At 47.0% G+C, this 24,972-nt stretch carries 17 protein-coding genes and 1 pseudogene; 14 read left to right on the forward strand and 4 right to left on the reverse strand.

The window, feature by feature from the left end; all coding sequences use genetic code 11:
* Positions 1–11 precede the first annotated feature (11 nt).
* The 4 genes from ppk1 (at position 12) to GN277_RS10325 (ending at position 6,009) form a co-directional block, all read left to right on the forward strand.
* Complete coding sequence (gene ppk1 / locus GN277_RS10310; RefSeq protein WP_159756593.1) at positions 12–2,162, forward strand: polyphosphate kinase 1; 2,151 nt, start codon at positions 12–14, stop codon at positions 2,160–2,162.
* Between the two features lie 77 nt (positions 2,163–2,239).
* Positions 2,240–4,315, forward strand: coding sequence for a DNA topoisomerase (locus tag GN277_RS10315; protein ID WP_159750959.1), 2,076 nt, complete (start codon positions 2,240–2,242; stop codon positions 4,313–4,315).
* 101 nt (positions 4,316–4,416) lie between these two features.
* On the forward strand, positions 4,417–5,085 hold the full coding sequence (locus GN277_RS10320; protein ID WP_159750960.1) for an LbetaH domain-containing protein: 669 nt from the start codon (positions 4,417–4,419) through the stop codon (positions 5,083–5,085).
* Between the two features lie 27 nt (positions 5,086–5,112).
* Complete coding sequence (locus tag GN277_RS10325) at positions 5,113–6,009, forward strand: NAD(P)-dependent oxidoreductase (RefSeq protein WP_159750961.1); 897 nt, start codon at positions 5,113–5,115, stop codon at positions 6,007–6,009.
* Between the two features lie 114 nt (positions 6,010–6,123).
* On the opposite strand, the pseudogene GN277_RS10330 reads toward GN277_RS10325, so the two are convergent.
* Positions 6,124–7,303 (reverse strand): annotated as a pseudogene (locus GN277_RS10330) (IS110 family RNA-guided transposase).
* Positions 7,304–7,602: 299 nt separating this feature from the next.
* Here GN277_RS10330 and GN277_RS10335 point away from each other — a divergent pair.
* Positions 7,603–8,079, forward strand: a complete 477-nt coding sequence (locus tag GN277_RS10335; protein WP_159750962.1) for a methylglyoxal synthase — start codon at positions 7,603–7,605, stop codon at positions 8,077–8,079.
* Between the two features lie 61 nt (positions 8,080–8,140).
* Here the strand turns inward: GN277_RS10335 and GN277_RS10340 are convergent, their stop codons facing one another.
* Positions 8,141–8,293 (reverse strand): hypothetical protein, encoded by a 153-nt coding sequence (locus GN277_RS10340; protein WP_159750963.1) that lies wholly within the window; start codon positions 8,291–8,293, stop codon positions 8,141–8,143.
* Positions 8,294–8,501: 208 nt separating this feature from the next.
* Here GN277_RS10340 and GN277_RS10345 point away from each other — a divergent pair, with 208 nt between their 5' ends.
* From GN277_RS10345 to GN277_RS10355, 3 genes are all read left to right on the forward strand, one after another.
* Positions 8,502–9,752, forward strand: coding sequence for a DUF1015 domain-containing protein (locus tag GN277_RS10345; RefSeq protein ID WP_159750964.1), 1,251 nt, complete (start codon positions 8,502–8,504; stop codon positions 9,750–9,752).
* A gap of 44 nt (positions 9,753–9,796) precedes the next feature.
* Complete coding sequence (locus tag GN277_RS10350) at positions 9,797–11,029, forward strand: nucleotide sugar dehydrogenase (RefSeq protein WP_159750965.1); 1,233 nt, start codon at positions 9,797–9,799, stop codon at positions 11,027–11,029.
* Positions 11,030–11,230: 201 nt separating this feature from the next.
* Entirely contained in the window at positions 11,231–11,872 is a 642-nt protein-coding gene (locus tag GN277_RS10355) for a cell wall hydrolase (protein WP_159750966.1), read from the forward strand.
* Positions 11,873–11,966: 94 nt separating this feature from the next.
* On the opposite strand, the gene glgB is transcribed toward GN277_RS10355, so the two are convergent.
* Entirely contained in the window at positions 11,967–13,775 is a 1,809-nt protein-coding gene (gene glgB, locus GN277_RS10360) for a 1,4-alpha-glucan branching protein GlgB (protein ID WP_159750967.1), read from the reverse strand.
* A gap of 204 nt (positions 13,776–13,979) precedes the next feature.
* Between glgB and GN277_RS10365 the strand changes: the two genes are divergently transcribed.
* The 6 genes from GN277_RS10365 (at position 13,980) to GN277_RS10390 (ending at position 24,070) form a co-directional block, all read left to right on the forward strand.
* Positions 13,980–14,546: a TetR/AcrR family transcriptional regulator gene (locus GN277_RS10365; protein WP_159750968.1), complete on the forward strand. Its 567-nt coding sequence runs from the start codon at positions 13,980–13,982 to the stop codon at positions 14,544–14,546.
* 329 nt (positions 14,547–14,875) lie between these two features.
* The gene (locus GN277_RS10370; protein ID WP_159756596.1) at positions 14,876–16,177 is read left to right on the forward strand and encodes a putative DNA modification/repair radical SAM protein; all 1,302 of its coding nucleotides are present in this window, start codon (positions 14,876–14,878) and stop codon (positions 16,175–16,177) included.
* A 10-nt stretch (positions 16,178–16,187) separates the two neighbouring features.
* Positions 16,188–16,961: a TIGR03915 family putative DNA repair protein gene (locus GN277_RS10375; RefSeq protein WP_159750969.1), complete on the forward strand. Its 774-nt coding sequence runs from the start codon at positions 16,188–16,190 to the stop codon at positions 16,959–16,961.
* Positions 16,962–17,106: 145 nt separating this feature from the next.
* Positions 17,107–19,506 carry an ATP-dependent DNA helicase gene (locus GN277_RS10380; RefSeq protein WP_159756599.1) on the forward strand — a complete coding sequence of 800 codons (2,400 nt, stop codon included), beginning with the start codon at positions 17,107–17,109 and terminating at the stop codon, positions 19,504–19,506.
* Positions 19,507–19,519: 13 nt separating this feature from the next.
* Positions 19,520–20,257 carry a TIGR01906 family membrane protein gene (locus GN277_RS10385; protein WP_244324669.1) on the forward strand — a complete coding sequence of 246 codons (738 nt, stop codon included), beginning with the start codon at positions 19,520–19,522 and terminating at the stop codon, positions 20,255–20,257.
* Between the two features lie 45 nt (positions 20,258–20,302).
* A complete protein-coding gene (locus GN277_RS10390; RefSeq protein ID WP_159750970.1) occupies positions 20,303–24,070 on the forward strand; it encodes a phosphoribosylformylglycinamidine synthase in 3,768 nt (1,255 codons plus the stop codon).
* Between the two features lie 104 nt (positions 24,071–24,174).
* On the opposite strand, the gene GN277_RS10395 is transcribed toward GN277_RS10390, so the two are convergent.
* Positions 24,175–24,786: a PilZ domain-containing protein gene (locus GN277_RS10395; protein WP_159750971.1), complete on the reverse strand. Its 612-nt coding sequence runs from the start codon at positions 24,784–24,786 to the stop codon at positions 24,175–24,177.
* Positions 24,787–24,972: the final 186 nt, after the last annotated feature.

The following is a 24,972-nucleotide window of genomic DNA, read 5'->3' on the forward strand; positions in this document are numbered from 1 at the left end:
ATTATACCTTGATGGACAGAGTCCAAAAGCCCGAAGACCACGAATTGCAGTGCGCCCTTGGATATACCCAGAACAGAGAGTTATCATGGCTGAAATTCAACAAGAGAGTCCTTGAGGAAGCTAAAGACTCTACGGTTCCTCTCCTGGAGCGTATGAAATTTGTTGCGATTTTCAGCAGCAACCTGGATGAATTCTTTATGATTCGTGTGGGAAGCCTGTTTGACATGGCGCACACAGATGCCAGCAGACGTGATAGTCGTTCTGGCCTGACTGCCAAGGAGCAGCTTGACAAGATTTTTGAGGCTGTCGCGCCCCTCTATAAAGAAAGGGATAAGGCATATGCAGAGATTAAGAAGCAGCTTGGCCCATATGGGATCTGCGGCCTGAACTTCAAGGAGTTGGAACAGAACGAGAAGAAGTATGTAAAGAAATATTTTAAAGAACAGATTCTGCCTGTTCTCTCTCCCCAGATTGTAGACGCTAATCATCCATTTCCCCATCTGCTCAATAAAGAGGTCTATGTGACGGCCAACTTAAAATTCAAAGAGAAGGCGAACTCCAAATCTATGATGGGTCTTGTGCCGATTCCCCAGTTTGTGTCGGATGTCTTGTATCTTCCGGGTCACGACATCCGCTATATCCGTATGGAGAAGGTTATCCTGGAGTATCTGGATCTTGTTTTTTCAAAATACGAGGTATCGGACGCCAATTACATTTGCGTGACAAGGAATGCGGATATTGCGCCGGATGATGAGGCGTTGGACGTCAGCGACGACTTCCGTTACTTGATGAAGGAGACGTTACATAAGAGGCGCCGGATGGCTGTGGTTCGTCTGGAGATTGCGGAGAAGATGAAGCCAGATATTGAGGCATATTTCTGTGAGAAGTTCAATATTGAGCCCCATCAGATTTTCCGCACAAAGATTCCCATGAAGCTGGCGTTTATATTTGCAATCAGTGACAAGCTGCCGGAGTCTATGAAGCGCTCGCTTATTTACCATCCCTTTACGCCCCAGAATTCGGCCCATGTGCAGGAGGGGAATGTCATGCGTCAGGTTAAGAAGCGGGATATCCTTCTTTATTATCCCTTTGAGAGTATGAATCCCTTTCTTAAGATGATTAAAGAGGCTTCTGTGGACCCCAATGTGATGACAATTAAGATTACCATCTATCGCCTTGCCAAGAAGGCCAGGCTGGTGGAATACCTGTGCGCAGCGGCGGAGAATGGAAAGGATGTTACCGTGTTGATTGAGCTTCGGGCCAGGTTCGACGAGCAGAATAATATTGACTGGTCTGAGCGTATGGAGGAGGCAGGATGTCGGGTAATCTATGGCTTTGAATCCTACAAGGTTCATTCCAAGATATGTCTGATCACTTACCGCAACCGGAATGAGATTCAATATATTACACAGATTGGAACTGGCAATTATAACGAAAAGACGGCGGCCATGTATACGGATTTGTCGCTGATGACCGCAAATCCGGCCATCGGAAAGGATGCTGCGGAGTTTTTTAAGAACATGTCGATCGGGAACCTGGACGGGACCTACGAGCACCTGATTGTGGCGCCTACCAGCCTGAAACGGAAGGTACTGTATCTCATGGATGAAGAGATTAAGAAGGGAAGCGGCGGACGGGTTATTATGAAGATGAATTCGCTTACAGACGTGGATTATATCAGGAAGGTTTGCGAGGCTTCTAAGGCCGGAGTCAGGGTGGACCTGATTGTGAGGGGAATCTGCTGTATCCTTCCGGGAATACCGGAATACACGGAGAATGTCCGTATTATGAGTATTGTGGGAAGATATCTGGAGCATGCCCGTATTTTCAGCTTCGGAACGGGTGCGGAGCAGAAGGTTTATATTGGTTCGGCTGACATGATGACAAGGAACACACAGAAGCGTGTGGAGGTTGCATGTCCGATTTTGGATGACAGCATCCGCCGTCAGATTAACCATTACCTTAAGGTCATGCTCAGCGATAATGTAAAGGCAAGAGTCATGCTTTGCGACGGCTCTTATGTGAAGAAAACAGCCGAGTCCCAGGTGGACTCTCAGGCAGTCTTTATGGAGGAGGCAATCCACGCCAAGAGAGTGGCTCCCAAGGAGGAGAGGCGATTTGGCGAGTGGGTGAAGGAGCTGATCGGCAGTATTCGGAAGTAGGGCGGCCATAAGATTTTGGCGTTATGTCCGATTATTGCTATGGAATTGTGAAGAATTAGAGGAGAGTTATCATTAATATGGGGAAATCACTTTATATTGCGGAGAAACCAAGTGTGGCGCAGGAGTTTGCCAAGGCGCTTAAAATGAATGGGAGAAGGGGGGACGGATACCTGGAGTCAGAGGAGGCTGTGGTTACCTGGTGTGTGGGGCATCTGGTGACCATGAGTTATCCGGAGGTGTATGATCCGAGCCTTAAGAGGTGGAGTCTTGAGACTCTGCCTTTTATACCAGGGGAGTTTAAGTATGAGGTGATTCCGGCTGTGGCCAAACAGTTTCGGATTGTTTCAGGGCTTTTGAACCGGAAGGACGTGGAGACAATCTACGTGTGTACAGACTCCGGACGGGAGGGAGAGTACATCTATCGGCTGGTGGAGCAGCAGGCGAATGTGAAGGGAAAGGAACGACGCAGGGTATGGATTGATTCCCAGACGGAGGAGGAGATACTGCGCGGCATCCGTGAGGCGAAGGAGTTAAAGGAATATGATAACCTGTCTGCATCCGCCTATCTTCGGGCGAAGGAGGATTATCTGATGGGGATTAATTTTTCCCGTCTATTAACCTTAAAATATGGGAACAGCATTGCAAATTATCTTAAGCTGGACCGCTCTGTAATCTCCGTAGGAAGGGTGATGACCTGTGTGCTTGGTATGGTGGTCAGGAGGGAGAGGGAGATTCGGGAATTTGTGGAAACCCCCTTTTATCGGGTGGTGAGCACAAACGGAGAGCCAGGGGAAACCTTTGAGGGTGAGTGGCGGGCAGTCAAGGGCTCCCGCTGGTTTGAATCATTTGACCTCTATAAAGAAAATGGCTTCAAGGAGAGAAAAAAGGCGGAGGAATTGCTTGCTTATCTCAGCGACCAGCCGCCGCTGTCCTGCCAGATTATTTCGATTGAAAAAAAGAAGGAGAAGAAGAATGCGCCCCTTTTGTTCAATCTGGCAGAATTGCAGAATGAGTGCTCTAAGCGGTTTAAGATTAGTCCAGATGAGACTCTTCGCATCATACAGGAGATGTATGAGAAGAAGCTGGTAACCTATCCCAGAACCGATGCCAGAGTGCTGTCTGCGGCTGTGGCCAAAGAGATCCATAAGAATTTGAACGGTCTGATGAAATATGAACCGGCTGTGCCCTTTCTTCAGGATATTGTGGTCTTCAAAAGCCATAAGGGACTTTTGAAGACCCGCTATGTCAATGACAAGCAGATTACAGACCATTACGCGATTATTCCTACGGGCCAGGGGATAAATGTTTTGAATTCCCTGCCCCATCTGTCGGGAAAGGTGTATGATTTGATTGTCCGAAGATTTCTCAGCATATTCTATCCTCCGGCGGTTTATCAGAAGATACAGATTGTCACGAAGATGAAGGAGGAGTCATTTTTTTCCAGCTTTAAGGTGCTTGCAGAGGAAGGGTACCTGAAGGTTTCGGGAATCCCTGGGCAGAAGAAGGAGGCGTCTTTAGGGGCGAAGCATCAGGACGGAGATGGGGAAAAGGAAGAAAATGAAGTAGAGGGAGGTACGGACACCGCATTTTTTCAAAAGCTTCAGGCCCTTAAAAAAGGTATGACGCTTCCCGTCCAGTCTTTGGAGATTAAGGAAGGGAAAACCTCACCGCCGAAGCGGTATAATTCTGGCTCCATGATTCTTGCCATGGAGAACGCCGGACAGTTGATTGAGGATGAGGAGCTAAGGGCCCAGATTAAGGGCAGCGGAATCGGAACCAGCGCCACCAGAGGGGAGATTTTAAAGAAGCTGTTTGCCATCGAGTATCTTGCCCTGAATAAGAAGACCCAGACTGTCACGCCGACTCTCCTTGGGGAAATGATTTTTGACGTGGTAGAACATTCCATTAAGTCGCTGCTAAACCCTGAGCTTACGGCGAGCTGGGAGAAGGGGCTTAACTATGTTGCCGATGGAGAGATTACGCCAAAGGAATACATGGAGAAGCTTAGCCATTTTATCATAAGCAGGACGCAGGGGGTTAAGGGGCTGTATAACCAGAGCCAGCTTTATGCGTGCTATGATAAGGCGGCAGAAGCCTATCGAAAGCCGGAGAAGGAGAAGAAGAAGGGGAACAAAAAAGAAAAAAATTTGTAAGAAATTTCTTAATATGCTGAAAAAGTAATGTGGCAGTATAGAAGATGTGGTAGAATATTAAGTGGATACTCAGAAAGCATAAAGAAAGGAAGACAGGCAGAATGCAGGAATTAACAGTCAAAGAGTTGTACACATTGGATGAGACGATTGCAAAGGATATCTTTAAGGGTGTTACTTATCCCTGGGAGGTGCTTCCGAAGATTAGTGAATTCATCCTCCGGCTTGGAGAAACACTTTCTGAGGAGGAGTATGACAAGGTCGGTGAAGACGTGTGGATTGCAAAGTCGGCAAAGGTGTTTGAGTCTGCGTATATCCACGGGCCTGCGATTATCGGAAGGGATGCAGAAGTAAGGCACTGTGCGTTTATCCGAGGAAATGCAATCGTTGGTGAGAAAGCCGTGGTTGGCAATTCTACTGAGCTTAAGAACGTAATTCTGTTTAATAAGGTTCAGGTGCCTCACTATAATTATGTGGGCGATTCTGTTCTTGGCTATAAGGCGCACATGGGCGCAGGCTCCATTACGTCTAATGTGAAGTCAGATAAAAAGCTGGTGGTGGTCAAGACGCCTAAGGGCAATATTGAGACGGGTATGAAGAAATTTGGCGCAATGCTTGGCGACGAGGTGGAGGTGGGCTGCGGAACTGTCCTAAATCCGGGAAGCGTCGTTGGAAGCCGCACCAATATTTATCCCCTTTCCTGTGTGAGAGGATACGTTCCGGCAGGAAGTATCTATAAGAAGCAGGGCGAGGTTGTGGAGAAGATGGAGTAACAGACACAGAAGAACGGGAGGAAGAGGATGCATAAAATTGGGTTTATTGGAGTAGGAATCATGGGGAAATCCATGGTCCGCAATCTGATGAAGGCTGGATTTGAACTTCATATTTTTGCCAGAACAAGGGCAAAGGTTGAGGATGTGGTCAGCGAGGGGGCAATTTTCCATGAGTCCATAAAGGACTGCGTAGAGGGCTGTGAGGCTGTGATTACAATCGTTGGTTTTCCGCAGGATGTGGAGGAAGTATATTTTGATACGGGAAACATTCTGGATAGCGCAAAGGAAGGCGCTTACCTGATTGATATGACCACCACAAGCCCCATGCTTGCCGAGAAGATTTGGGAAGATGGAAACAAAAGAGGCTTCCATGTGCTGGATGCGCCTGTGACCGGCGGAGATACAGGGGCGAAGGCTGGAACCCTGTCTATTCTCGTTGGTGGTAAGAAAGAGGACTACCAGGTATGTATGCCGCTGTTTGAAGCAATGGGCACTAATATTAACTATCAGGGAGAGGCAGGATGCGGGCAGCATGCTAAGCTGGCCAATCAGATTATGATTGCAGGGACGCTGTCAGGGGTCTGTGAGGCTTTGACCTATGCAAAGGCTAAGGGGCTTGATCTTCAGGTGCTGCTTGACTCTGTTTCCACCGGCGCGGCGGGCAGCAGGCAGTTGGATACCTTCGGACCGAAGCTTCTGGCAGGGGATTTTGCGCCGGGCTTCTTTATGAAGCATTTTATCAAGGATATGAAGCTTGCCCTTACAGGGGCGAATATGAGCGGTCTGTGTCTGGATGTGTTAAGCCAGGTCCTGGCCAATTATGAAGAACTGGCGGCAGAGGGATACGGCGACCTTGGAACCCAGGCATTGATGAAATACTACGAGGAGACTATGGACGACGGGGAAGATGAAACTTCCCATTGAAAGACCAACTATTAAAAGTCAAGTAGATAATTGAAAAAATTCAAAAGAAATTTTGTAAAAAAGAGTATGACAATAAGGCCTGCTGTCAGGCAAGCCGGCATGGGTTAAAAGGATTTACACTTTTGGAACGTAAGGCCGATTGTTTTTTAGGACGGCATAAATGATGTTGCACATTTTTCTAGCAACAGCTCCAACACATGTCAAATGATGTTTGCCTTCTGCCCTCTTTTTCTGGTAATAGACACTTAATACGGGGTCTCTAAAAGAAGCGATTAGAGCGGACTGAAAAATGGCTTTCCGCAAATAAGGTGATCCGCGTTTGCTCATTACATTGTGGGCTGCTTCAAAATTCACCGGATTGTGTAACAGTGGCATCGAGACCGGCAAAAGCCACCAGCTTTCTGGGGCTGTCAAATTTGGAGATATCGCCTATCTCGCTAAGAATGGTCGCTCCTGTGACAGTGCCAATTCCAGTAATGGTAGTAATGGGGGATTCCAGTTTTTCCATGATACTGGAAATTTCCGCTTCCGTTTCTGTTACCTGTTTTTCAATAAAAGAAATCTGCTCGATCAGTGATTTGAGCTGGAACGTGAAGCTGTTTTTGGCAAAGGTAACGCCGAAAGAAGAGGATGCAGCAGCTTTTAACTGTTCCGCTTTCGCAGCGCCGACTTTCTGTCTGCTAAGTTGTGCAAGAAGTTCCGCCAAGGTTTCAGATGAAACCGATTCAAAATCAATCGGTGAAGAAAACTGGAGAAGGATTTCTTTTGAGGTCTTGCCGAAAATGTCGGAAAAGATGGACTGGTATTCGGGGAATACCTGATCCAGAACACAGACAACTTTCCGTTTTAAATCACTGATGGATTCCACAAGATAAGTGCGGAAGCGAGTCAGGGTACGCAGAGAAAACAGAGCTTCGTCTGCAAGCCTGGTTTCCACGAACTGCCCATACCGGATCAGGTCAGCGATCAGGAGGGAATCAATGATGTCATTTTTGCGTTTGCGGATTTCTGTTCCCCTGCGCCATCCATCGGTTTGGATAGGGTTGATAACATGGAGAAGGAAACTTTTCTCAAAGAGGAAAGAGTAAACGGAAAGCCAGTAGTGGCCAGTAGCTTCCATACCGATCTCAAAATCAGAGGGGTTTAAAGAATAAGAAGCGAGTTTGGAAAACAACGCATTTCCGCCATCCGAAGTATTGGGAAAGGAAAAAGCTTTGAATACTACTTTGCCAGTATCATCCATCATGGAAGCAACATGATTATTTTTACCAATATCAATGCCCACAAAAAACATAAGAACACCTCGAAAAAAGATTTCAGATTGGGAGACCACTCATCTAATAAGCGCCACTACCTTGTGCTAAATACGGAGAGAAGCCATAAGGCAACCAACATCCAACTCATACGCGGAAAGCTTATTAGAGAGAGGGATCAGTCTTTCAAGTACGAGCAGAATCGCTCAAGGAGAAAACGATCATCCTCTCAATCTAATAAAACAATTATCTCCTATCAGACTGGAGATGTAAAGAAGTAGGTCTAAGGGTTTATAGGTATCCCTCGAACAACCTAAATACATTATACAAGGAGAAAAGAATGGCAAGTGAGAATTTTGTAACGTTTGAGATTGGAAAGACCAAGCATATTGCGCTGGTGGCTCATGATGGCAAGAAGAAAGAGTTGGTAGAGTGGTGCGACAAGAATAAGGAAATCTTAAAAGGACATTTCCTGTGCGGAACAGGCACGACCTCAAGGCTGATTGCAGAGAAGACCGGACTTCCGGTGAAGGGATATAACAGCGGTCCTTTAGGCGGGGATCAGCAGATTGGAGCGAAGATTGTTGAGGGACAGATTGATTTTATGATTTTTCTGTGGGACCCGTTGGAAGCACAGCCTCATGATCCGGATGTAAAGGCGCTATTGCGTATTGCGGTGGTGTATGATATCCCGATTGCAAATAATCTGGCAACGGCGGATTTCATGCTGAATTCTAAATATATGGACGATACTTACAACCGAAGGGTGGAGAATTTCAACAAGACGGTTCAAGAGCGTGTGGAAAAGATGAAATAAATTGGAATAATACAATGGGGGCTGTCGGTATCTGTGCCGATCGCCCCTTAAAAGGTAATTTTTAATCCCTAAGTTCTATATTATGAGCAATTTTTCGTAAAATTTTTTCCTTGATTCCGTCAGCAGGTTTTAGGGTTTCATCTTCTAATTCATCTTCAAGGCTTTGTGCTTCATCCAAAAAGCAGCTTTTCATATTTTTTTCTAATTTATCCATAACGATCCTCCGTATATAAGATGATACTATATGTATGTTAAAAATAGTACTGGAAAATATTGGAATGTCAAGAGATTCTTTAAAAATATTATAAAAATTTATAGAATCAAACGTTCGCAATCAAATATTTTTTGTGTTATACTGATATTTAGTGCAGTTATATGGCTGCACAGTAAGATAAAATTTTAAGAAGACTAGGAGTGATCACATGCCAGTAATCCGGCCTTTTAAATGTGTGCGTCCGGCAGAGGATAAGGCTTCTGCCATTGCCGCACTTCCATATGATGTGTATAACCGAAAAGAGGCGAAAGAGGTTGTAAAGAACAACGCTCTTTCATTTTTGAAAATAGACCGTGGGGAGACCCAGTTTCCGGACGATGTGGATATGTATTCCACGCTGGTGTACGAGCGAGCCAGACAGACCCTTGAGGAGATGCTTAAGGAGGGTTCCTTTGTGATGGAGGAGGAAGCCTGCTATTTTCTGTATGCCCTAACTTACGATGGGCAGACGCAGACCGGTATCGTAGGCTGTGCGTCGGTTGACGATTATCTGAATGGAAAGATATGCAGGCATGAGAATACGAAGGAAGACAAGGAGCAGGATCGGATTCGTCATGTGGATACGATGAACGCCCAGACAGGGCCAATCTTCCTGGCATATCGCAGGCAGCAGGAATTGGAGGACATTGTCTGTAAAGTGAAGGAGGGGCAGCCCCTCTATGATTTTACGTCAGAGGACGGCATCCGTCATCAGGTATGGAGGCTTGAGGCGGCTTCAGAGGCGACAGAACGGATTGGAGAGATATTTTCAAGGCTTGACCGTGTCTATATTGCAGACGGGCACCACAGGGCAGCGTCGGCTGTGAAGGTAGGGCTGAAACGCCGCAGGGAGTATCCGGATTACGACGGGACAGAGGAGTTTAATTATTTTCTCTCCGTACTTTTTCCGGAAAATGAGCTTAGGATTTTTGACTATAACCGAGTTGTGACGGGACAAAACGGACTTACGTTTCAGGAATTGCTGGAAGGTATTCAAAAGAATTTCCATATAGAAGAACAGGCCTCCATGTTTCGGCCGGCCCATAAGGGCGATATTGGAATGTATGGCAACGGCAGATGGTATCGGCTTTCTGCCCATGAGGAGTTGTACACAGGGGATCCGGTGGAGGATTTGGATGTGTCGGTTCTGCAGAATAAGATTTTAGAGCCTTTGCTTGGAATCCTGAATCCTAAGGCAGAGCCAAGGCTTACATTTGTCGGCGGAATCAGAGGACTTGATGAGCTAAAGCGGCTGGTGGATGAGGCAGGGCAGGCAGGAGAAGAAAAAATTGCCTTTGCAATGTATCCCACCTCCATGGAGGAATTGCTGGCCGTGGCAGACTGTGGCAGGCTTATGCCGCCCAAATCCACCTGGTTTGAGCCTAAGCTGCGAAGCGGATTATTCATACATATGATATAAATTTAAAATATTTAAAATTTTACGAAAAGAAAGGTGAAAATCAAATGAAAATAGCAGTAGCAGGAACAGGATACGTGGGGCTTTCCATTGCCACCCTGTTATCACAGAATCATGAAGTAACAGCCGTGGATATCATACCGGAGAAGGTAGAGCTGATTAATCAGAGAAAATCTCCCATTCAGGACGAGTATATCGAGAAATATCTGGCAGAAAAAGATTTGAAGCTGACTGCCACATTAGATGCAGAGGAGGCATATACCAATGCGGATTTCGTAGTCATTGCAGCTCCCACCAATTATGACAGCAAGAAGAATTTCTTCGATACCAGCGCTGTGGAGGCTGTGATTCAGCAGGCAATTCAATATAATCCGGACGCGGTGCAGGTCATCAAGTCCACCATACCAGTAGGATTTACAGCGTCTGTCCGTGAGAAGTACCATTGTGACAATATTATTTTCAGTCCGGAGTTTCTGCGGGAATCCAAGGCTCTTTACGACAATCTCTATCCCAGCCGTATTATCGTGGGCACAGATGTGATGAATGCCCGTCTGGTGAAGGCTGCCAACACATTTGCGTCCTTGTTAAAAGAAGGGGCGATTAAAGAAGAAATCGACACTCTGATTATGGGATTTACCGAGGCGGAGGCAGTAAAATTATTTGCAAATACCTATCTGGCCCTTCGCGTATCCTACTTTAACGAGCTGGATACCTATGCGCAGATGAAGGGGTTGGATACCCATCAGATTATTGACGGTGTCTGTCTTGACCCGCGTATCGGGACTCATTACAACAATCCTTCCTTCGGGTATGGCGGCTACTGTCTGCCAAAGGATACCAAGCAGCTTCTGGCGAACTATGCTGATGTGCCCCAGAACATGATGTCAGCAATCGTAGAAAGCAATCGCACGAGGAAGGATTTCATTGCGGACAGTGTGCTGGAGATTGCCGGAGGCTATGGGGCAAACGGCGAGTATAACGCAGGAATGGAGGGAGAAGTCGTGGTGGGGGTTTACCGGCTGACCATGAAATCCAATTCTGATAATTTCCGTCAGAGCTCTATTCAGGGCGTGATGAAGCGAATCAAGGCAAAGGGCGCGACGGTTGTGATCTATGAGCCCTCACTGGAGGACGGAAGCACATTTTTTGGAAGCAAGGTGGTAAACGACCTGGCGAAATTCAAGGAGATGAGTCAGGCCATTGTTGCAAACAGGTATGATTGTTGTCTGGACGACGTAAAGGACAGAGTATATACCCGTGATATTTTCCAGAGGGATTAAATAGAATTTGAAAAAAACTGCAAAAATGGGAGTTGAACCCATAGTTGATATTTTATTGACAGGTGGGTAAAGTTGTGATACCATACCCTTCGTTGCACAATACATGTAACAAATTTGTAATAATTGTAATAAAGTTGAAATTATTGAATATACTTTATTAAAACATAGTTCATGTATTGTAACAATAGGAGGGAAGTATTTATGATAAAAAACAAAAAATTTAATTCGGTGGTGGCAGTAGTTTCAGCTTGTTCGCTTATGACCGTAGGATTTACCAGCGAGGCGGCTTCAGCCAAGCCTGAGGCAAGCCTGGCAATCAGCGGGATGGATACCCAGCAGCTGGTGAAATTGCAGCGGGAAAGTTTTCAGGTCACACCGGATACACTTATGGTATCAACGAAGGAGAAGATAGAGGAGCAGCAGAGACTGAAGATAGAGGAGATTGAGCGAAGAGAGCGTGAAGCAAAGGAGAAGGCAGAACGTGAAGCGAGGGAGAAGGCCGCGGCGCTTCAGTCACAGTATCAGGAATTGATGGCTTCCATTATTTTCTGCGAGGCGGGCAACCAGCCCTATGAAGGCCAGGTTGCGGTTGGAGCTGTCATCATGAATCGAGTGAGAAGCAGCGCGTATCCCAACAGCATTGAAGGTGTAATCTATCAGTCAGGACAGTTTGGGCCGGCGTCTACAGGATGGCTTGACAGAGTCAGAAGCACCCGCGGTTATACGGCCAGCGCCATGCAGGCTGCAAATGACGCTCTGGCAGGGGCCAATCCCATTGGCGGATGCCTGTATTTCGACCAGGGAGGATATGGGACGAAGATTGGAGCACACTATTTTCATTAATAAAGGAGAATTTATTCAGCCGTTTAAAGTCCGGATTTTGATTGGGCTTTGAAACGGCTGAACTTATTTTAGTCTGTAATTTGACATGAAAATTTTATACGAGTTTATAATAAACGGCTGAATAGGGGCTTAGATTAAAAACTGCCTGTCCATTTTTTAATATGATTTCCGTCTTATTATATTTCTTAACTCCCCCATACTCTTGGGAATCGCTTGCCAGTAATAGGGTCAGCTTCTTAGTTTCCGTTATCTCAAGCTTATAATTTTTCTGTTCCTGGTCAGAAAAGTTAAAGACAGCCAGGATTCGTTCCTTCTTGGCGAAACGCTGGAATGCATAGATGCACCGCGGCTCCTGATGGCAGTCAATCCAGCGGAAACCGTCGGCTTCGTAATCTTTTTCATAGAACGCCGGATGCTTAAGATAGAGCCGGTTTAAATCCTTCATGAATCGATGAAAGGCATCGTGAATCGGATAGGAGAGAATGTCCCAGTCCTGCTGGCGTTTTTCATCCCATTCCCGAAGCTGGCCGAATTCATTTCCCATAAAATTCAGCTTCTTGCCGGGATGGGCGTACATGTACATATAGAAGGCCCTTGCCTGGGGGAATTTCTCGTCGTAGTCTCCATGCATCTTCTGCATGATGGTTGCTTTGCCGTGAACCACCTCGTCGTGGGAGAGGGGGAGAAGGAAGGAGTCATTATAAAAATACATCATGGAAAAGGTCAGCTTGTGGTAGCTTTCTTGGCGGTATTCTGGTCCTGTGCGGAAATAATCCAGAGTATCGTTCATCCATCCCATATCCCATTTGTAATCAAAACCAAGTCCTCCCTCACTGACCGGACAGGTGACGTCGGGGTAGGAGGTGGAATCCTCGGCAAAAAGCATGACTGTGGGGTGAAGCTCCTTTAAGCCTCTGTTCATCTCACGGATAAAGTCAACGGCAGTATGATTCACTCCTCTTGCCGGTTCACCCTGCCAGTAAATCATCCGGCTTATGGCGTCCATGCGGATTCCGTCCATGTGATATTCTGTGAGCCAATAGTTGGCGGCGGATTGGAGGAAGCTTCGGACCTCTCCGCGGGAATGCATGAAATTGCAGCTTCCCCATTCGCTGACGCCTACGTCGTGGTGGGGATACTCATAGAGGGCTGTACCATCATAGTTTGCCAGTGCGTACCCGTCTACAGCGAAGTGGACAGGGACGAAATCCAGGATTACGCCTATGTTATTTAGGTGGCATTTATCTACGAATTCCATCAATTCCGCCCCAGTACCGTAACGGGAGGTGGGGCTGAAGAAGCCGGTATTCTGGTATCCCCAGGATTCATCGCAGGGGTGCTCGCTTAAGGGCATAAGCTCCACGTAATTGTATCCGTATTCCTTCAGGTAGGGAATCAGGAGATCTGCCAGCTCTGCATAGGTATACCAGTCATCCGCCGCATCTGAAGGCTTACGAAAAGAGCCGAAATGGAGTTCGTAGATGTTCAGCGGCTTATCCTTACAGTCAGAGCGCTTCTGCATCCAGGAGGCGTCCTGAAAGGCATAGCTTAAGTCTGTTGAGGCATTCCCAGCAAGCCTTCGTACAATGGAGGCTGTATTTGGGCGAAGCTCCATGCCGAAGCCATAGGGGTCACAGTGGTCCATGCAGGAGTGGTCCTGCTTGTAAATGCGGTACTTGTACATCATTCCTGGTTTGGCCTCTTTTGCATAACATTCCCAGAAGTTGCCGTCATAGACTTTGTGCATCTCCCATTCCTGCCAGCCGGTAAATTCTCCGATTAGTGCAATTCTTAACGCGCCTGGTGCAAATGTGCGAAATGTGACGCCCTCTGCCTCTGGGTGTGCGCCGAGAAACCGGTAGGCATCAAATATTTTTCCTGTGTAAAATCCATAAAAATCCATAATGTCTCCTCCAAATTGTAAAAAATAATGGACAGTAGTTGTTTATCTGTTTTATAATTATTATACCGACAAACAAGGAGGACATCCACCGTCAATACGGACGGATAGGCGGATAAACGACGTTTTAAGGAAAATGTCGGAGAAGGTTCTTGACGGAGGATCGTACTGGTGGTGAAATAGAGATACATAAGGGAGAGAAAAGAGATGGATTTGCGGATTGAGAAGACAGAGAGAGGGATTAAGAATGCATTTATCCAACTGCGCTCTAAAAAGCCTTTGGAGAAGATTACGGTTCGAGAGCTGTGTGAGCTGGCGTGCATCAATAAGTCTACTTTTTATTCCCATTACAGGGATATCTATGATTTGTCGGACAATATGGAGGAAGAGTTGGTGCGGTCAATCATCAACAGTATTTCCCATCCGGAATATATTATGGAGCATCCGGCAGAATTTACGAAGGAATTATGTTTCGCTTATTTGTCGCAGAACACCTTGACGATGATTATATTTTCTGGAAGCCAAAGGAATAACCTGGTGGACAGAATCGAGACAAGTATTAAGGAGATGGTGTTTCAGAAATATCCGGACTGCAGGGAGGATGCAGTTTGGAATATTGTGCTGAGTTATTGTATTCAGGGAGCTTACCATACGTTTCAGAGGAACAGAGAGGGGGATATGAATACCTTGATAGAGGTAATCGGGAGGCTTACAGAAGGGGTGAAAGGAGTGTATGAATATACCTTAATGGACGCAGTCCACCCGCCCCGCTAGGGGTATGCATTACGGGATGCCCTTTGGGTATACCTTAATGGACGCAGTCCACCCGCCCCGCTAGGGGTATGCATTACGGGGTGCCCTTTGGGTTGGGGAATCAAGAAAATTTTGTTAAAATATAGATTGACAAGAGGAACGTTTGTTTGTATAATATAAAAAGAACAGATGTTCTTTTTGATTGGAAAGTAAGGGAAGAAGATATGAGAAATCAAGAAGCTATGTCCAAGGACTGCCCCATAATATACGCCCCAAAAGGCAGGAGGGAATCCACCCAACAAAGTGTGATACCCGCTCATTTAGGGAGGGCAGACGTTGTCCGACAAAGCATGTCAATATATGATAAATTAAATATTCTGACGGATGCGGCTAAGTATGACGTGGCATGCACCTCCAGCGGGACAGAGCGCAAGAGCGACGGCACAGGTATTGGAAGCTGTGAGCTTTCAGGAATCTGTCACAGTTTTTCAGCAGATGGCAGATGTATCTCTCTGCTTAAGATTCTCTTTACCAATGAGTGCATCTATGACTGCAAGTATTGTATTAATCGCAGGAGTAATGATGTGAAGCGGGCTTCTTTTACGCCGGATGAGGTATGTACGCTTACAATGGAGTTCTACCGCAGGAATTATATTGAAGGCTTGTTCCTAAGCTCTGGTATCCTGAACAGTCCAGACTATACAATGGAGCTGCTCTACGCCACTCTTTATCGGCTGAGACACAAGCACCATTTTCAAGGTTATATTCATGTGAAATCCATACCGGGGGCAAGTCAGGAGTTGATTCAGATGACGGGTTTTCTGGCGGACAGAATGAGCGTCAACTTAGAGCTTCCCACAGCAGAGAGCCTTAAGGCTTTGGCGCCGAACAAGACCAGGAAGAATATTTTAACGCCCATGCGTCTTGTGCAGAATAAGATGACGGAGAATAGGCATGAGATAAGGCTGTACCGGAATGCTCCCCGCTTTGTGCCGGCTGGACAGAGCACCCAGATGATTATAGGGGCGACGCCGGAGACAGACTACCAGATTGTGAAGGTGGCGGAATCTCTATATCAGAAGTTTGAGCTAAAGAGGGTATTCTACTCGGCCTTCGTGCATGTCAACGAGGATGCCGCCCTGCCTGCCAGGACAGGGGAGGGGCCACCTCTTTTGCGGGAGCACCGTCTGTATCAGGCAGACTGGCTGCTAAGATATTATCATTTTCAGGCGGATGAGCTTCTGTCCAATGAGAACCCTAATTTTAACGTGGTGTTTGACCCAAAATGCAACTGGGCCTTGAAGCATTTGGAGGAGTTTCCGGTGGAGGTGAATCTGGCAGACTATAAGATGCTGCTCCGTGTGCCGGGGATAGGCTATAAATCGGCGGTACGGATTGTGAAGGCGAGGAGGCTTGGGCGTTTAGATTTTGGGGACCTTAAAAAGATTGGGGTGGTGCTTAAGCGGGCGCTATACTTTATTACCTGTAATGGCCGGATGATGTATCCCACGAAGATGGACGAGGACTATATAACAAGGAATCTGCTGAGCGCAGGGGAGAAGCTGCCCTTTGAGGTAACAGGTATGGGATATCGGCAGATTTCTCTGTTTGATGATGTAAGATTTGGGAATTGCCGTGAAAATTATGTTTAGGGGAATGGATATGAAGACAGTTTTTGTGTGTAACGATACGGTTACAGGGATTTTTTCCGGTATTTATGATGCCTGGAAATCAGGAAAGGGAGAAACAGATTGTGAGATTGTGCTGGGGGGAATGTTGGATTTCCAGTTGTTTTGCGATTATGTGGAGGTGGAGGAGACAGAGCATAAGGCAATGGCTGTGGAGTCATTGATTCGCAGGCACCTGGGAGAACGGGCGTATGGGGCTATCTATCATGCCTTAATGTCAGCGGATCAGAAGAAAGGGGACGCTGTTCTTGGGACGATGCTTGCCGCCAGGCAGCTTAAAGACAGTACAAAGATTATGGACCATCTAGGACACCCGAAGGTGGAGAAGGTCTTTGAGCTTGCCAGAAATGTGTTTGGAGAGGCCCACAGCTACAAGGGATTTCTAAGGTTTCGGGAGCTTAAGAACGGTGTGCTGTATGCAGAGATTACGCCGAAGAACCAAGTCTTAACCTGTCTGGCGCCTCATTTTGCTGAACGGCTTCCTGTGGAGAACTGGATGATTCATGACAAGCCTCATAAGTCGTTCGCAGTTCACGAGGCTGGGAAACAGTGGGTGATTGTCTGGGGAGAGAGTTTTGATGAGGAGACATTTCAGGATGTGTCTGAGAAGGAAGAAAAGTACGCTAAGCTGTGGACAGGCTTCTGTCGGACGATTGCCGTTGAGTCCCGTATCAATCCCAAGTGTCAGCAAAAGAATCTTCCTTACCGTTTTCGTGGGAATATGGTGGAATTCACAATGAGCGTTTAGACGCTAGTGTGCTGACCGCACTACACTAGCAGCAATGGACGAAAAAAAGTGCACTGTAAACAGTTATGCCATGGTATAATAATTGGCAGAGAAGACATTCCTATGTTTCTTTGGGGAAGAGTCAGAGAGGATGGAATTGGTGCATATGGACAAGGAGCAGCCGTTGATTCGTATCTCAGTGCGGAATCTGGTGGAGTTTGTTCTTCGGAGTGGAGATATCGACAATCGTGCAGCAGGAGTGGACAGGGATGCCATGCTGCTTGGAGGGAAGATTCATAGAAAGCTTCAGAGGAAGATGGGAGCAGGGTATCAGGCGGAGGTGCCGTTAAAGCATGAGGTTACCTGCCAAGGATTTACATTGTCTGTGGAGGGGCGGGCAGACGGGGTAATACAGCAGAAGGAAGGGGTCGTGATTGATGAGATTAAGGGTATTTTCAGAGACATTAATCATTTAGAGGAGCCGGTGGAGGTTCATCTGGCGCAGGCCAAGTGTTATGGATATATCTACGCATATGATCACGGGCTTATGGAGATTGGAATACAGATGACCTATTGTAATCTGGAGACGGAGGAGATTAAGCGTTTTCAGAGTGTGTATACCTTTGAGACCTTGAAGGCCTGGTTCTTTGATGTGCTTGGACGCTACGAGAAGTGGGCAAGATATCAGCTTGAGTGGAAGAAGAAGCGGGATGGGTCCATCAAGCAGGTGGTGTTTCCGTTCGCCTACAGGGAGGGGCAGAAGGAGTTGGCTTCTTCCGTGTACCGGACGCTTCTTCGGAAGAAGAAATTATTTATCCAGGCGCCAACAGGGGTGGGGAAGACCATCTCTACCGTGTTTCCCGCTGTGAAGGCAGTTGGGGAGGGCTTGGGAGAGAAGATTTTTTATCTGACGGCAAAGACGATTACCCGAACCGTGGCATGGCAGGCTTTTGAGACGCTGAGAGAGCAATGCCTGCGCATGAAGGTCATTGTACTTACGGCGAAGGATAAGATCTGTTTCTGCGAAGAAACAAACTGTAATCCGGATGCCTGTCCCTATGCCAAGGGTCATTATGACAGGGTGAATGACGCGGTATATGAACTGATTACAACCTCTGATGAGCTGAATCGGGAGATTTTGGAGGAGCAGGCCAAGAAGTGGAGGGTATGTCCCCATGAGATGAGCCTTGACGTGTCAGAGTGGGCGGACGCTATAATCTGTGACTACAATTATGTGTTTGACCCCAATGCCCATCTAAGGAGATTCTTTGGCGAGGGAAATAAAGGGGAATATCTCTTTTTAATTGATGAGGCCCATAATCTGGTGGAGAGAGGAAGGAAGATGTACAGTGCCGAGATTTACAAGGAGGACTTCCTAAAGATTAAGAAGCTGGTGAAGTTAAGGGATGAGAGACTAACGGAGAGGCTTAAGGATTGTAACAGCCAGCTTCTTGCTTTAAAGAGGGACTGTGAGGGATATCAGGTTTTAAACAGCGTCTCCCATGTTTATCTGAAATTAATGTCCCTGATGACTGAGCTTGAGCGTTTTCTTGAGGAATGTAGGGAGGAGGAGATTCGTAAGGAGGTACTTGAGCTGTACTTTACTGTAAGAAGGTTTCTTAATATTCATGATGGTTTGGATGAAAATTATCTGATTTACTCGGAGCTTGAGGATACGGGGAGATTCAAGGTGTGCCTGTTCTGTGTGAATCCGGCAAACTGTCTGAAGGAATATCTGGATAAGGGGAACAGCACTGTGTTTTTTTCCGCCACTTTGCTGCCCATTCATTACTATAGACAGCTTCTTAGTACAACCAAGGAGGACTATGCCATTTACGCACAGTCACCTTTTGAGCCTAAAAACAGACTGCTTCTTCTTGGGATGGATGTCAGTACAAAGTATACAAGGCGAAGCAGGCAGATGTACAGGCGATATGCAAGATATCTTCTTCAGGTAGCATATGCAAAGGCAGGCAATTATATGGCGTTTTTTCCTTCCTATCAATTTATGGAGGAGGTATATGAGGAGTTTCTTGAGCTTCTTAAGGAAGAAGGTAAGGAGGCACAAGAGATTGAGTATGTAATGCAGTCCCGCCATATGTCGGAGGAGGCAAGGGAGATTTTTCTTGAGAATTTCGGAGAAGCTCACCCAAATAGCTTCCTGGGGTTCTGTGTGATGGGTGGAATTTTTTCAGAGGGTATAGATCTTGCACAGGATAAACTGATTGGAGCCGTGATTGTAGGAACAGGCTTGCCCCAGGTGTGTCGGGAGAGAGAATTGTTGAAGTCCTATTTCGACGGTCTGGGCTACAGGGGGTTTGACTATGCTTATCTCTATCCGGGTATGAATAAGGTTCTCCAGTCGGCAGGAAGGGTTATTCGTACTGACGAGGACCGAGGGGTTATTCTTTTGCTGGATGAGCGATTTAGCGACGGGAGGTATCAGGAGACGTTTCCGCGGGAATGGAAGGAGTATGGAAGATGCACCGTAGATCATGCGGCAGGGCAGATGAAGGAGTTTTGGGAGAGTTTTGCTGTGGGGCAGCCAACAGGCAGGACGGAATAGGAGAGTACGAAGAATGGCGAAGATAGAAGGAACAGAGAAATGTTTTGCAGCTCATCTGGCGGCATCCCTTTCGATGCTGCTGGTCATCCTTGCAATGCTGCTTACCAGTTTTCAACTGGCGATTTATGGAGATCCCGATTATAGATTTTATGAGAAGGAATATCAGAAATATCAGGTTACAGAGTCCCTTCATATGAGTCTTGAAGATGTCATGAAGGTGACGGATTATATGATGGATTATCTGATTGGAAGGGAAGAAGAATTGTCTATCGTAACAGAGGTGGACGGCAGGACCCAGGATTTTTTCAATGATCAGGATCGTTTTCATATGGGAGAGGTGCGAGAGCTGTTTCTGGGAGGGCTAAGGCTTCGGAATATTTGTGTGGTAATTGCGTTACTGCTACTCCTTGGGCTGATTGTCATGAAGGCAGATTGGAAGCGCCTTCTTCCAAAGGCTTACTTGCGGGCTGTTCTTGTACTGTTAATTGTGAGCGTCTTTTTAGCAGTTGCATTTACTGTGAACTTTACACAATGTTTTACCATTTTCCATGAGATTTTTTTCGACAACGATCTGTGGATGTTTAATCCCAGTGAAGACTATATGATCCGTATGCTTCCGGAAGGGTTCTTTTCGGATATGGTGGTAAGAATCGGGACCATGTTTTTGGGAATGGTGACGGTCTTAGGCGTAATATTTATCATTTGGAGAAAAGATATTCATTTGATATTGCACAAAAATATGTTACAATGAATTAGCATAATTAATATTCGATGTACTAGGTATGGAGGAGAAGGTATGGGCAAAGTAAGACGAGTGTATGTAGAGAAAAAAGACGGCTTTAGAGTGCAGGCACAGGAGTTGCGGCATGAGATTAGCAGTTATCTTGGCATCTGTGATGTAGAGGACGTGCGTGTCCTAATCCGTTATGACGTGGAGAATATTTCGGACGAGACATTTAAGAAGGCATGCAGGGGTGTCTTTGCGGAGCCTCCGGTTGATACGCTGTTTCAAGAAGAATTTCCAATGACTGACGCATGCAGGGTATTTTCTGTGGAGTTTTTGCCGGGACAGTTTGACCAGCGGGCAGATTCTGCCGTTCAGTGCGTCCAGTTCATAAGGGAAGATGAGCAGCCTGTGATTAAGACGGCCACCACGTATGTGATTGAGGGAAAGGACGGGCTCATTCCTTTGGAGGAGTTTGAGAGAATTAAGGCGCACTGTATCAATCCGGTTGATTCCAGGGAGACTGGAATGGAGAAGCCAGAAACCTTGGTTGCCATGTTTGACGAGCCAGAGGATGTGAAGACCTTTGACGGTTTTAAAGATATGGAGGAAGGCAGATTAAAGGAATTATATGCTTCGCTGGGCCTTGCCATGACTTTTAAGGATTTTCTGCATATCCAGAAGTATTTTAAAGAGCAGGAGGACAGAGATCCCACTATGACAGAGATTCGCGTCCTTGATACTTACTGGTCTGACCACTGCCGCCACACCACATTTTCAACAGAGCTTACAGAGGTGTCTTTTGGAGACGGAGATTACCGCAAGCCTATGGAGGCGGCCTATCGTCAGTATCTGGCGGATCACAGTGAGATATTTAAAGGGCGGGAGGACAAGTTTATATGTCTGATGGATTTGGCCCTGATGGCAATGAGAAAGCTTAAGCGGGAAGGAAAATTAGACGACCAGGAGGAGTCCGACGAGATTAATGCCTGCAGTATCGTTGTACCTGTCAAGGTAGACGGTGTGGAAGAAGAATGGCTTGTGAATTTTAAGAATGAGACTCACAACCATCCGACAGAGATTGAACCCTTCGGAGGTGCGGCCACCTGTCTTGGAGGCGCAATCAGAGATCCGCTGTCTGGACGTACTTATGTCTACCAGGCAATGCGTGTGACAGGTGCGGCAGACCCCACTGTGTCTGTCAACGACACCATGAAGGGAAAACTGCCTCAGAAGAAGCTGGTACGTGAGGCGGCCTTGGGCTACAGCTCTTATGGCAACCAGATCGGGCTTGCGACGGGTGCTGTGAAGGAGATCTATCATCCGAATTATGTGGCGAAGCGAATGGAGATTGGAGCCGTATTAGGGGCTGCGCCCAGACGGGCAGTTATCCGTGAGACTTCTGACCCCGACGATATCATTATTCTGCTTGGGGGACGTACCGGACGGGACGGATGCGGCGGCGCAACCGGCTCATCCAAGGTGCATACAGAGGAATCCACCAAGACCTGCGGAGCGGAGGTTCAGAAGGGAAATCCGCCTACAGAGCGTAAGCTTCAGCGCTTGTTCCGCAGGGAGGAGGTCAGCAGGCTCATTAAGAAGTGTAATGATTTCGGAGCCGGCGGAGTGTCTGTAGCCATTGGAGAGCTGGCGGACGGCCTTAGGGTGGATCTTGATAAGGTGCCCAAAAAGTATGCAGGGCTTGACGGGACAGAGATTGCCATCTCGGAATCCCAGGAGCGTATGGCGGTGGTTGTGGCGCCGAAGGATGTAGAGGAATTTATGGCATATGCCAGAGAAGAAAACCTGGAGTCTACCTGCGTCGCTGTCGTGACAGAGGAGCCGAGACTTGTATTGTCATGGAGAGGCAAAGAGATTGTGAATCTTTCCCGTGAATTTTTGGATACAAACGGGGCTCATCAGGAGACCAAGGTTGCGGTGGATATCCCAAGGAGGAAAGACAGCATCCTGGTGAGAGAAGAAATCGGAGATGTGAGGGAACGCTGGATGTCTATGTTAAAAGATCTCAATGTGTGCTCCCAAAAGGGGCTTGTGGAGATGTTCGATGGCTCCATTGGGGCGGCGTCTGTGTTCATGCCTCATGGGGGTAAGTACCAGTTGACGGAGACCCAGGCTATGGTGGCGAAGCTGCCGGTACAGACGGGAGACTGTGATACTGTGACCATGATGAGCTATGGGTTTGACCCCTATCTGTCCACTTGGAGTCCCTTCCATGGCGCGATTTATGCTGTGACGGAATCTATGGCGAAGATTGTTGCCGCCGGCGGTGATTGCAACAAGATTCGCTTTACCTTCCAGGAGTATTTCCGCCGTATGACGGAAGATCCCCACAGGTGGAGTCAGCCTTTTGCGGCCCTTCTGGGAGCATATGACGCACAGCTTGGTTTTGGGCTTCCCTCCATCGGGGGAAAGGATAGTATGTCGGGAACCTTTGAGGATATTGATGTACCGCCTACGTTGGTTTCATTTGCTGTAGATGTGGCGCAGGAGAAGGATATTATTACGCCGGAGCTTAAGCGGGCGGGCAGTAAGCTGGTTTGGCTGCGCATGATGACGGATGCGTATGATATTCCGGTATATGGACAGGTGATGGAGCAATACGGCAAATTTACTCAGGATATCCGCGAAGGCAGAATCTTATCTGCGTACGCGCTTGACAGACATGGAATTGCGGCGGCAGTCAGCAAGATGGCGTTCGGCAACCGGATGGGTGTGAAGATTGAGCATAATGTGGATGAAAGAGATCTGTTTACGCCGGCCTTTGGAGATCTTGTTGCGGAGGTTCCGGCAGAGAAGGTGGGAGAGCTTAGCATTACCTATACTGTGATTGGAGAGGTGACGGATGACGCTGCATTCTCTTACCGTAATGTGAGGATTGAGCTGCCTGAAGCAGAAGCGGCATGGAAGGGAACTCTTGAGAAGGTATTTCCCACGAATTCCAACTCAGAGGGACAGGATGTGAAGATTGATAAGGGGCTGTATGAGACGAAGGATGTCCATATCTGTACCTACAAGATTGGGCAGCCTACTGTATTTATTCCCGTCTTTCCGGGAACGAACTGTGAGTATGACAGCGCCAAGGCATTTGAGCGGGCGGGAGCCAAGACCCTTGTTCGGGTGTTTCGGAATATGAGTGCAGAGGATATTCTGGACTCTGTGTCTATCTTCGAGAAAGCCATTGATCAGTCTCAGATTATTATGTTTCCAGGTGGCTTTAGTGCAGGTGATGAACCAGACGGCTCGGCGAAGTTTTTTGCAACGGCATTCCAGAATGCGAAGATGAAGGAAGCGGTAGAGCGTCTTTTGAATGAGCGTGACGGGCTGGCGCTTGGAATCTGTAACGGCTTCCAGACCCTGGTAAAACTTGGGCTGATGCCAGGTGGAGAGATCACAGGACAGAATGAGGATTCTCCGACTCTGACCTACAACACGATTGGACGCCATATATCTAAGATGGTGTACACGAAGGTTGTGTCGAACAAATCCCCATGGCTTCAGATGGCAGAGCTGGGCGGCGTCTATACGAATCCGACGTCCCATGGAGAGGGGCGGTTTGTGGCGAATCAAGAGTGGCTTGATAAGCTGTTTGCCAACGGACAGGTGGCGACACAGTATTGTGATCCGGATGGCTGCATCACCATGGACGAGGAATGGAACGTCAACGGCTCCTACTGTGGGATTGAGGGGATTACAAGTCCAGACGGAAGGGTGTTCGGTAAGATGGCCCACTCAGAGAGACGGGCAAGGTCTGTGGCAATGAATATCTACGGAGAACAGGATCTTAAGATTTTCGAGTCAGGAGTGGCTTACTTTAAATAGAAGAAAGAAGAAAAGAGGCTGTATTGGGGAATTATCATATTTTCCCAACAGCCTCTTAAAAATAAAATATGGTAATAAAAAAACTGCCTTAGGCAGTTTTTGGATCAGCTCATCTTATTCAACTGTTGACGATATACAAACTGACGAATATCTCTCTCTGCACCCTTGGGCAGATTCGCAAACTGGCATCCATAACCGAAATAACCATCTTTGATAACCGTCTCACGTAAGATGGATGCCTGCACCTCCTGGGGCTTCTTCATGAAGCTGTACTCAAATTCAACGTGATCCCCCACACCCAAGTGCTTATTCGTAGTAAGGTAAAAGCCGCCCACACTGATGTTCTGGACAGTGCCTGTGAAGCGTCCATGGTTCTCGGACATAAAACCAACTTCTTTGGCCATTCGTACCCTGAGCTCTTGCTGACGCTGAAGAATCTCAATGGTCTCAAGAATCTTACAGTCAGCGATCCACGGCTCCAATATGTATGGGTCTGAATTCTTCCGGACTTCAAGTTCACTGAATGTCTTGATATAACCAATCTGGCTGTCACAGAAATCAATCCGAAGCCGATCCGTATGTTCGCTTAGCCCATTCTCATCCTCAAAATGAAGAGTAATCTTATCCTCCATACATCTGACTCTTGCTTTCAGCAGAATCTCCGATTCGGAGTCGGGCTCATAGATGATGCATGAGTTGCAATTCTTTAGGATCATAACTTGAAAAATTCCTCCTTCATAGAAATAAATCCATCGACTAGACTTATTCTATCATGATGATTCGTGAATTGCAATGACATTTTAAAATAATGGTGACGAATTGTAGAGGCTAAACAATAGGAAAAACATAAGAAATAGATAAGAAACAGAGAAATTTCAGAAATGAATTGATTTCACTGGTAG

The sequence above is a fragment of the Sporofaciens musculi genome (assembly GCF_009830285.1).
Lineage (GTDB): Bacteria > Bacillota > Clostridia > Lachnospirales > Lachnospiraceae > Sporofaciens > Sporofaciens musculi.

Coding starts and splice junctions, on each gene's coding strand:
- ppk1 (WP_159756593.1), top strand. CDS start 12: ATGGACAGAGTCCAAAAGCCCGAAGACCACGAATTGCAGTGCGCCCTT.
- GN277_RS10315 (WP_159750959.1), top strand. CDS start 2,240: ATGGGGAAATCACTTTATATTGCGGAGAAACCAAGTGTGGCGCAGGAG.
- GN277_RS10320 (WP_159750960.1), top strand. CDS start 4,417: ATGCAGGAATTAACAGTCAAAGAGTTGTACACATTGGATGAGACGATT.
- GN277_RS10325 (WP_159750961.1), top strand. CDS start 5,113: ATGCATAAAATTGGGTTTATTGGAGTAGGAATCATGGGGAAATCCATG.
- GN277_RS10335 (WP_159750962.1), top strand. CDS start 7,603: ATGGCAAGTGAGAATTTTGTAACGTTTGAGATTGGAAAGACCAAGCAT.
- GN277_RS10340 (WP_159750963.1), bottom strand. CDS start 8,293: ATGGATAAATTAGAAAAAAATATGAAAAGCTGCTTTTTGGATGAAGCA.
- GN277_RS10345 (WP_159750964.1), top strand. CDS start 8,502: ATGCCAGTAATCCGGCCTTTTAAATGTGTGCGTCCGGCAGAGGATAAG.
- GN277_RS10350 (WP_159750965.1), top strand. CDS start 9,797: ATGAAAATAGCAGTAGCAGGAACAGGATACGTGGGGCTTTCCATTGCC.
- GN277_RS10355 (WP_159750966.1), top strand. CDS start 11,231: ATGATAAAAAACAAAAAATTTAATTCGGTGGTGGCAGTAGTTTCAGCT.
- glgB (WP_159750967.1), bottom strand. CDS start 13,775: ATGGATTTTTATGGATTTTACACAGGAAAAATATTTGATGCCTACCGG.
- GN277_RS10365 (WP_159750968.1), top strand. CDS start 13,980: ATGGATTTGCGGATTGAGAAGACAGAGAGAGGGATTAAGAATGCATTT.
- GN277_RS10370 (WP_159756596.1), top strand. CDS start 14,876: ATGTCAATATATGATAAATTAAATATTCTGACGGATGCGGCTAAGTAT.
- GN277_RS10375 (WP_159750969.1), top strand. CDS start 16,188: ATGAAGACAGTTTTTGTGTGTAACGATACGGTTACAGGGATTTTTTCC.
- GN277_RS10380 (WP_159756599.1), top strand. CDS start 17,107: ATGGACAAGGAGCAGCCGTTGATTCGTATCTCAGTGCGGAATCTGGTG.
- GN277_RS10385 (WP_244324669.1), top strand. CDS start 19,520: ATGGCGAAGATAGAAGGAACAGAGAAATGTTTTGCAGCTCATCTGGCG.
- GN277_RS10390 (WP_159750970.1), top strand. CDS start 20,303: ATGGGCAAAGTAAGACGAGTGTATGTAGAGAAAAAAGACGGCTTTAGA.
- GN277_RS10395 (WP_159750971.1), bottom strand. CDS start 24,786: ATGATCCTAAAGAATTGCAACTCATGCATCATCTATGAGCCCGACTCC.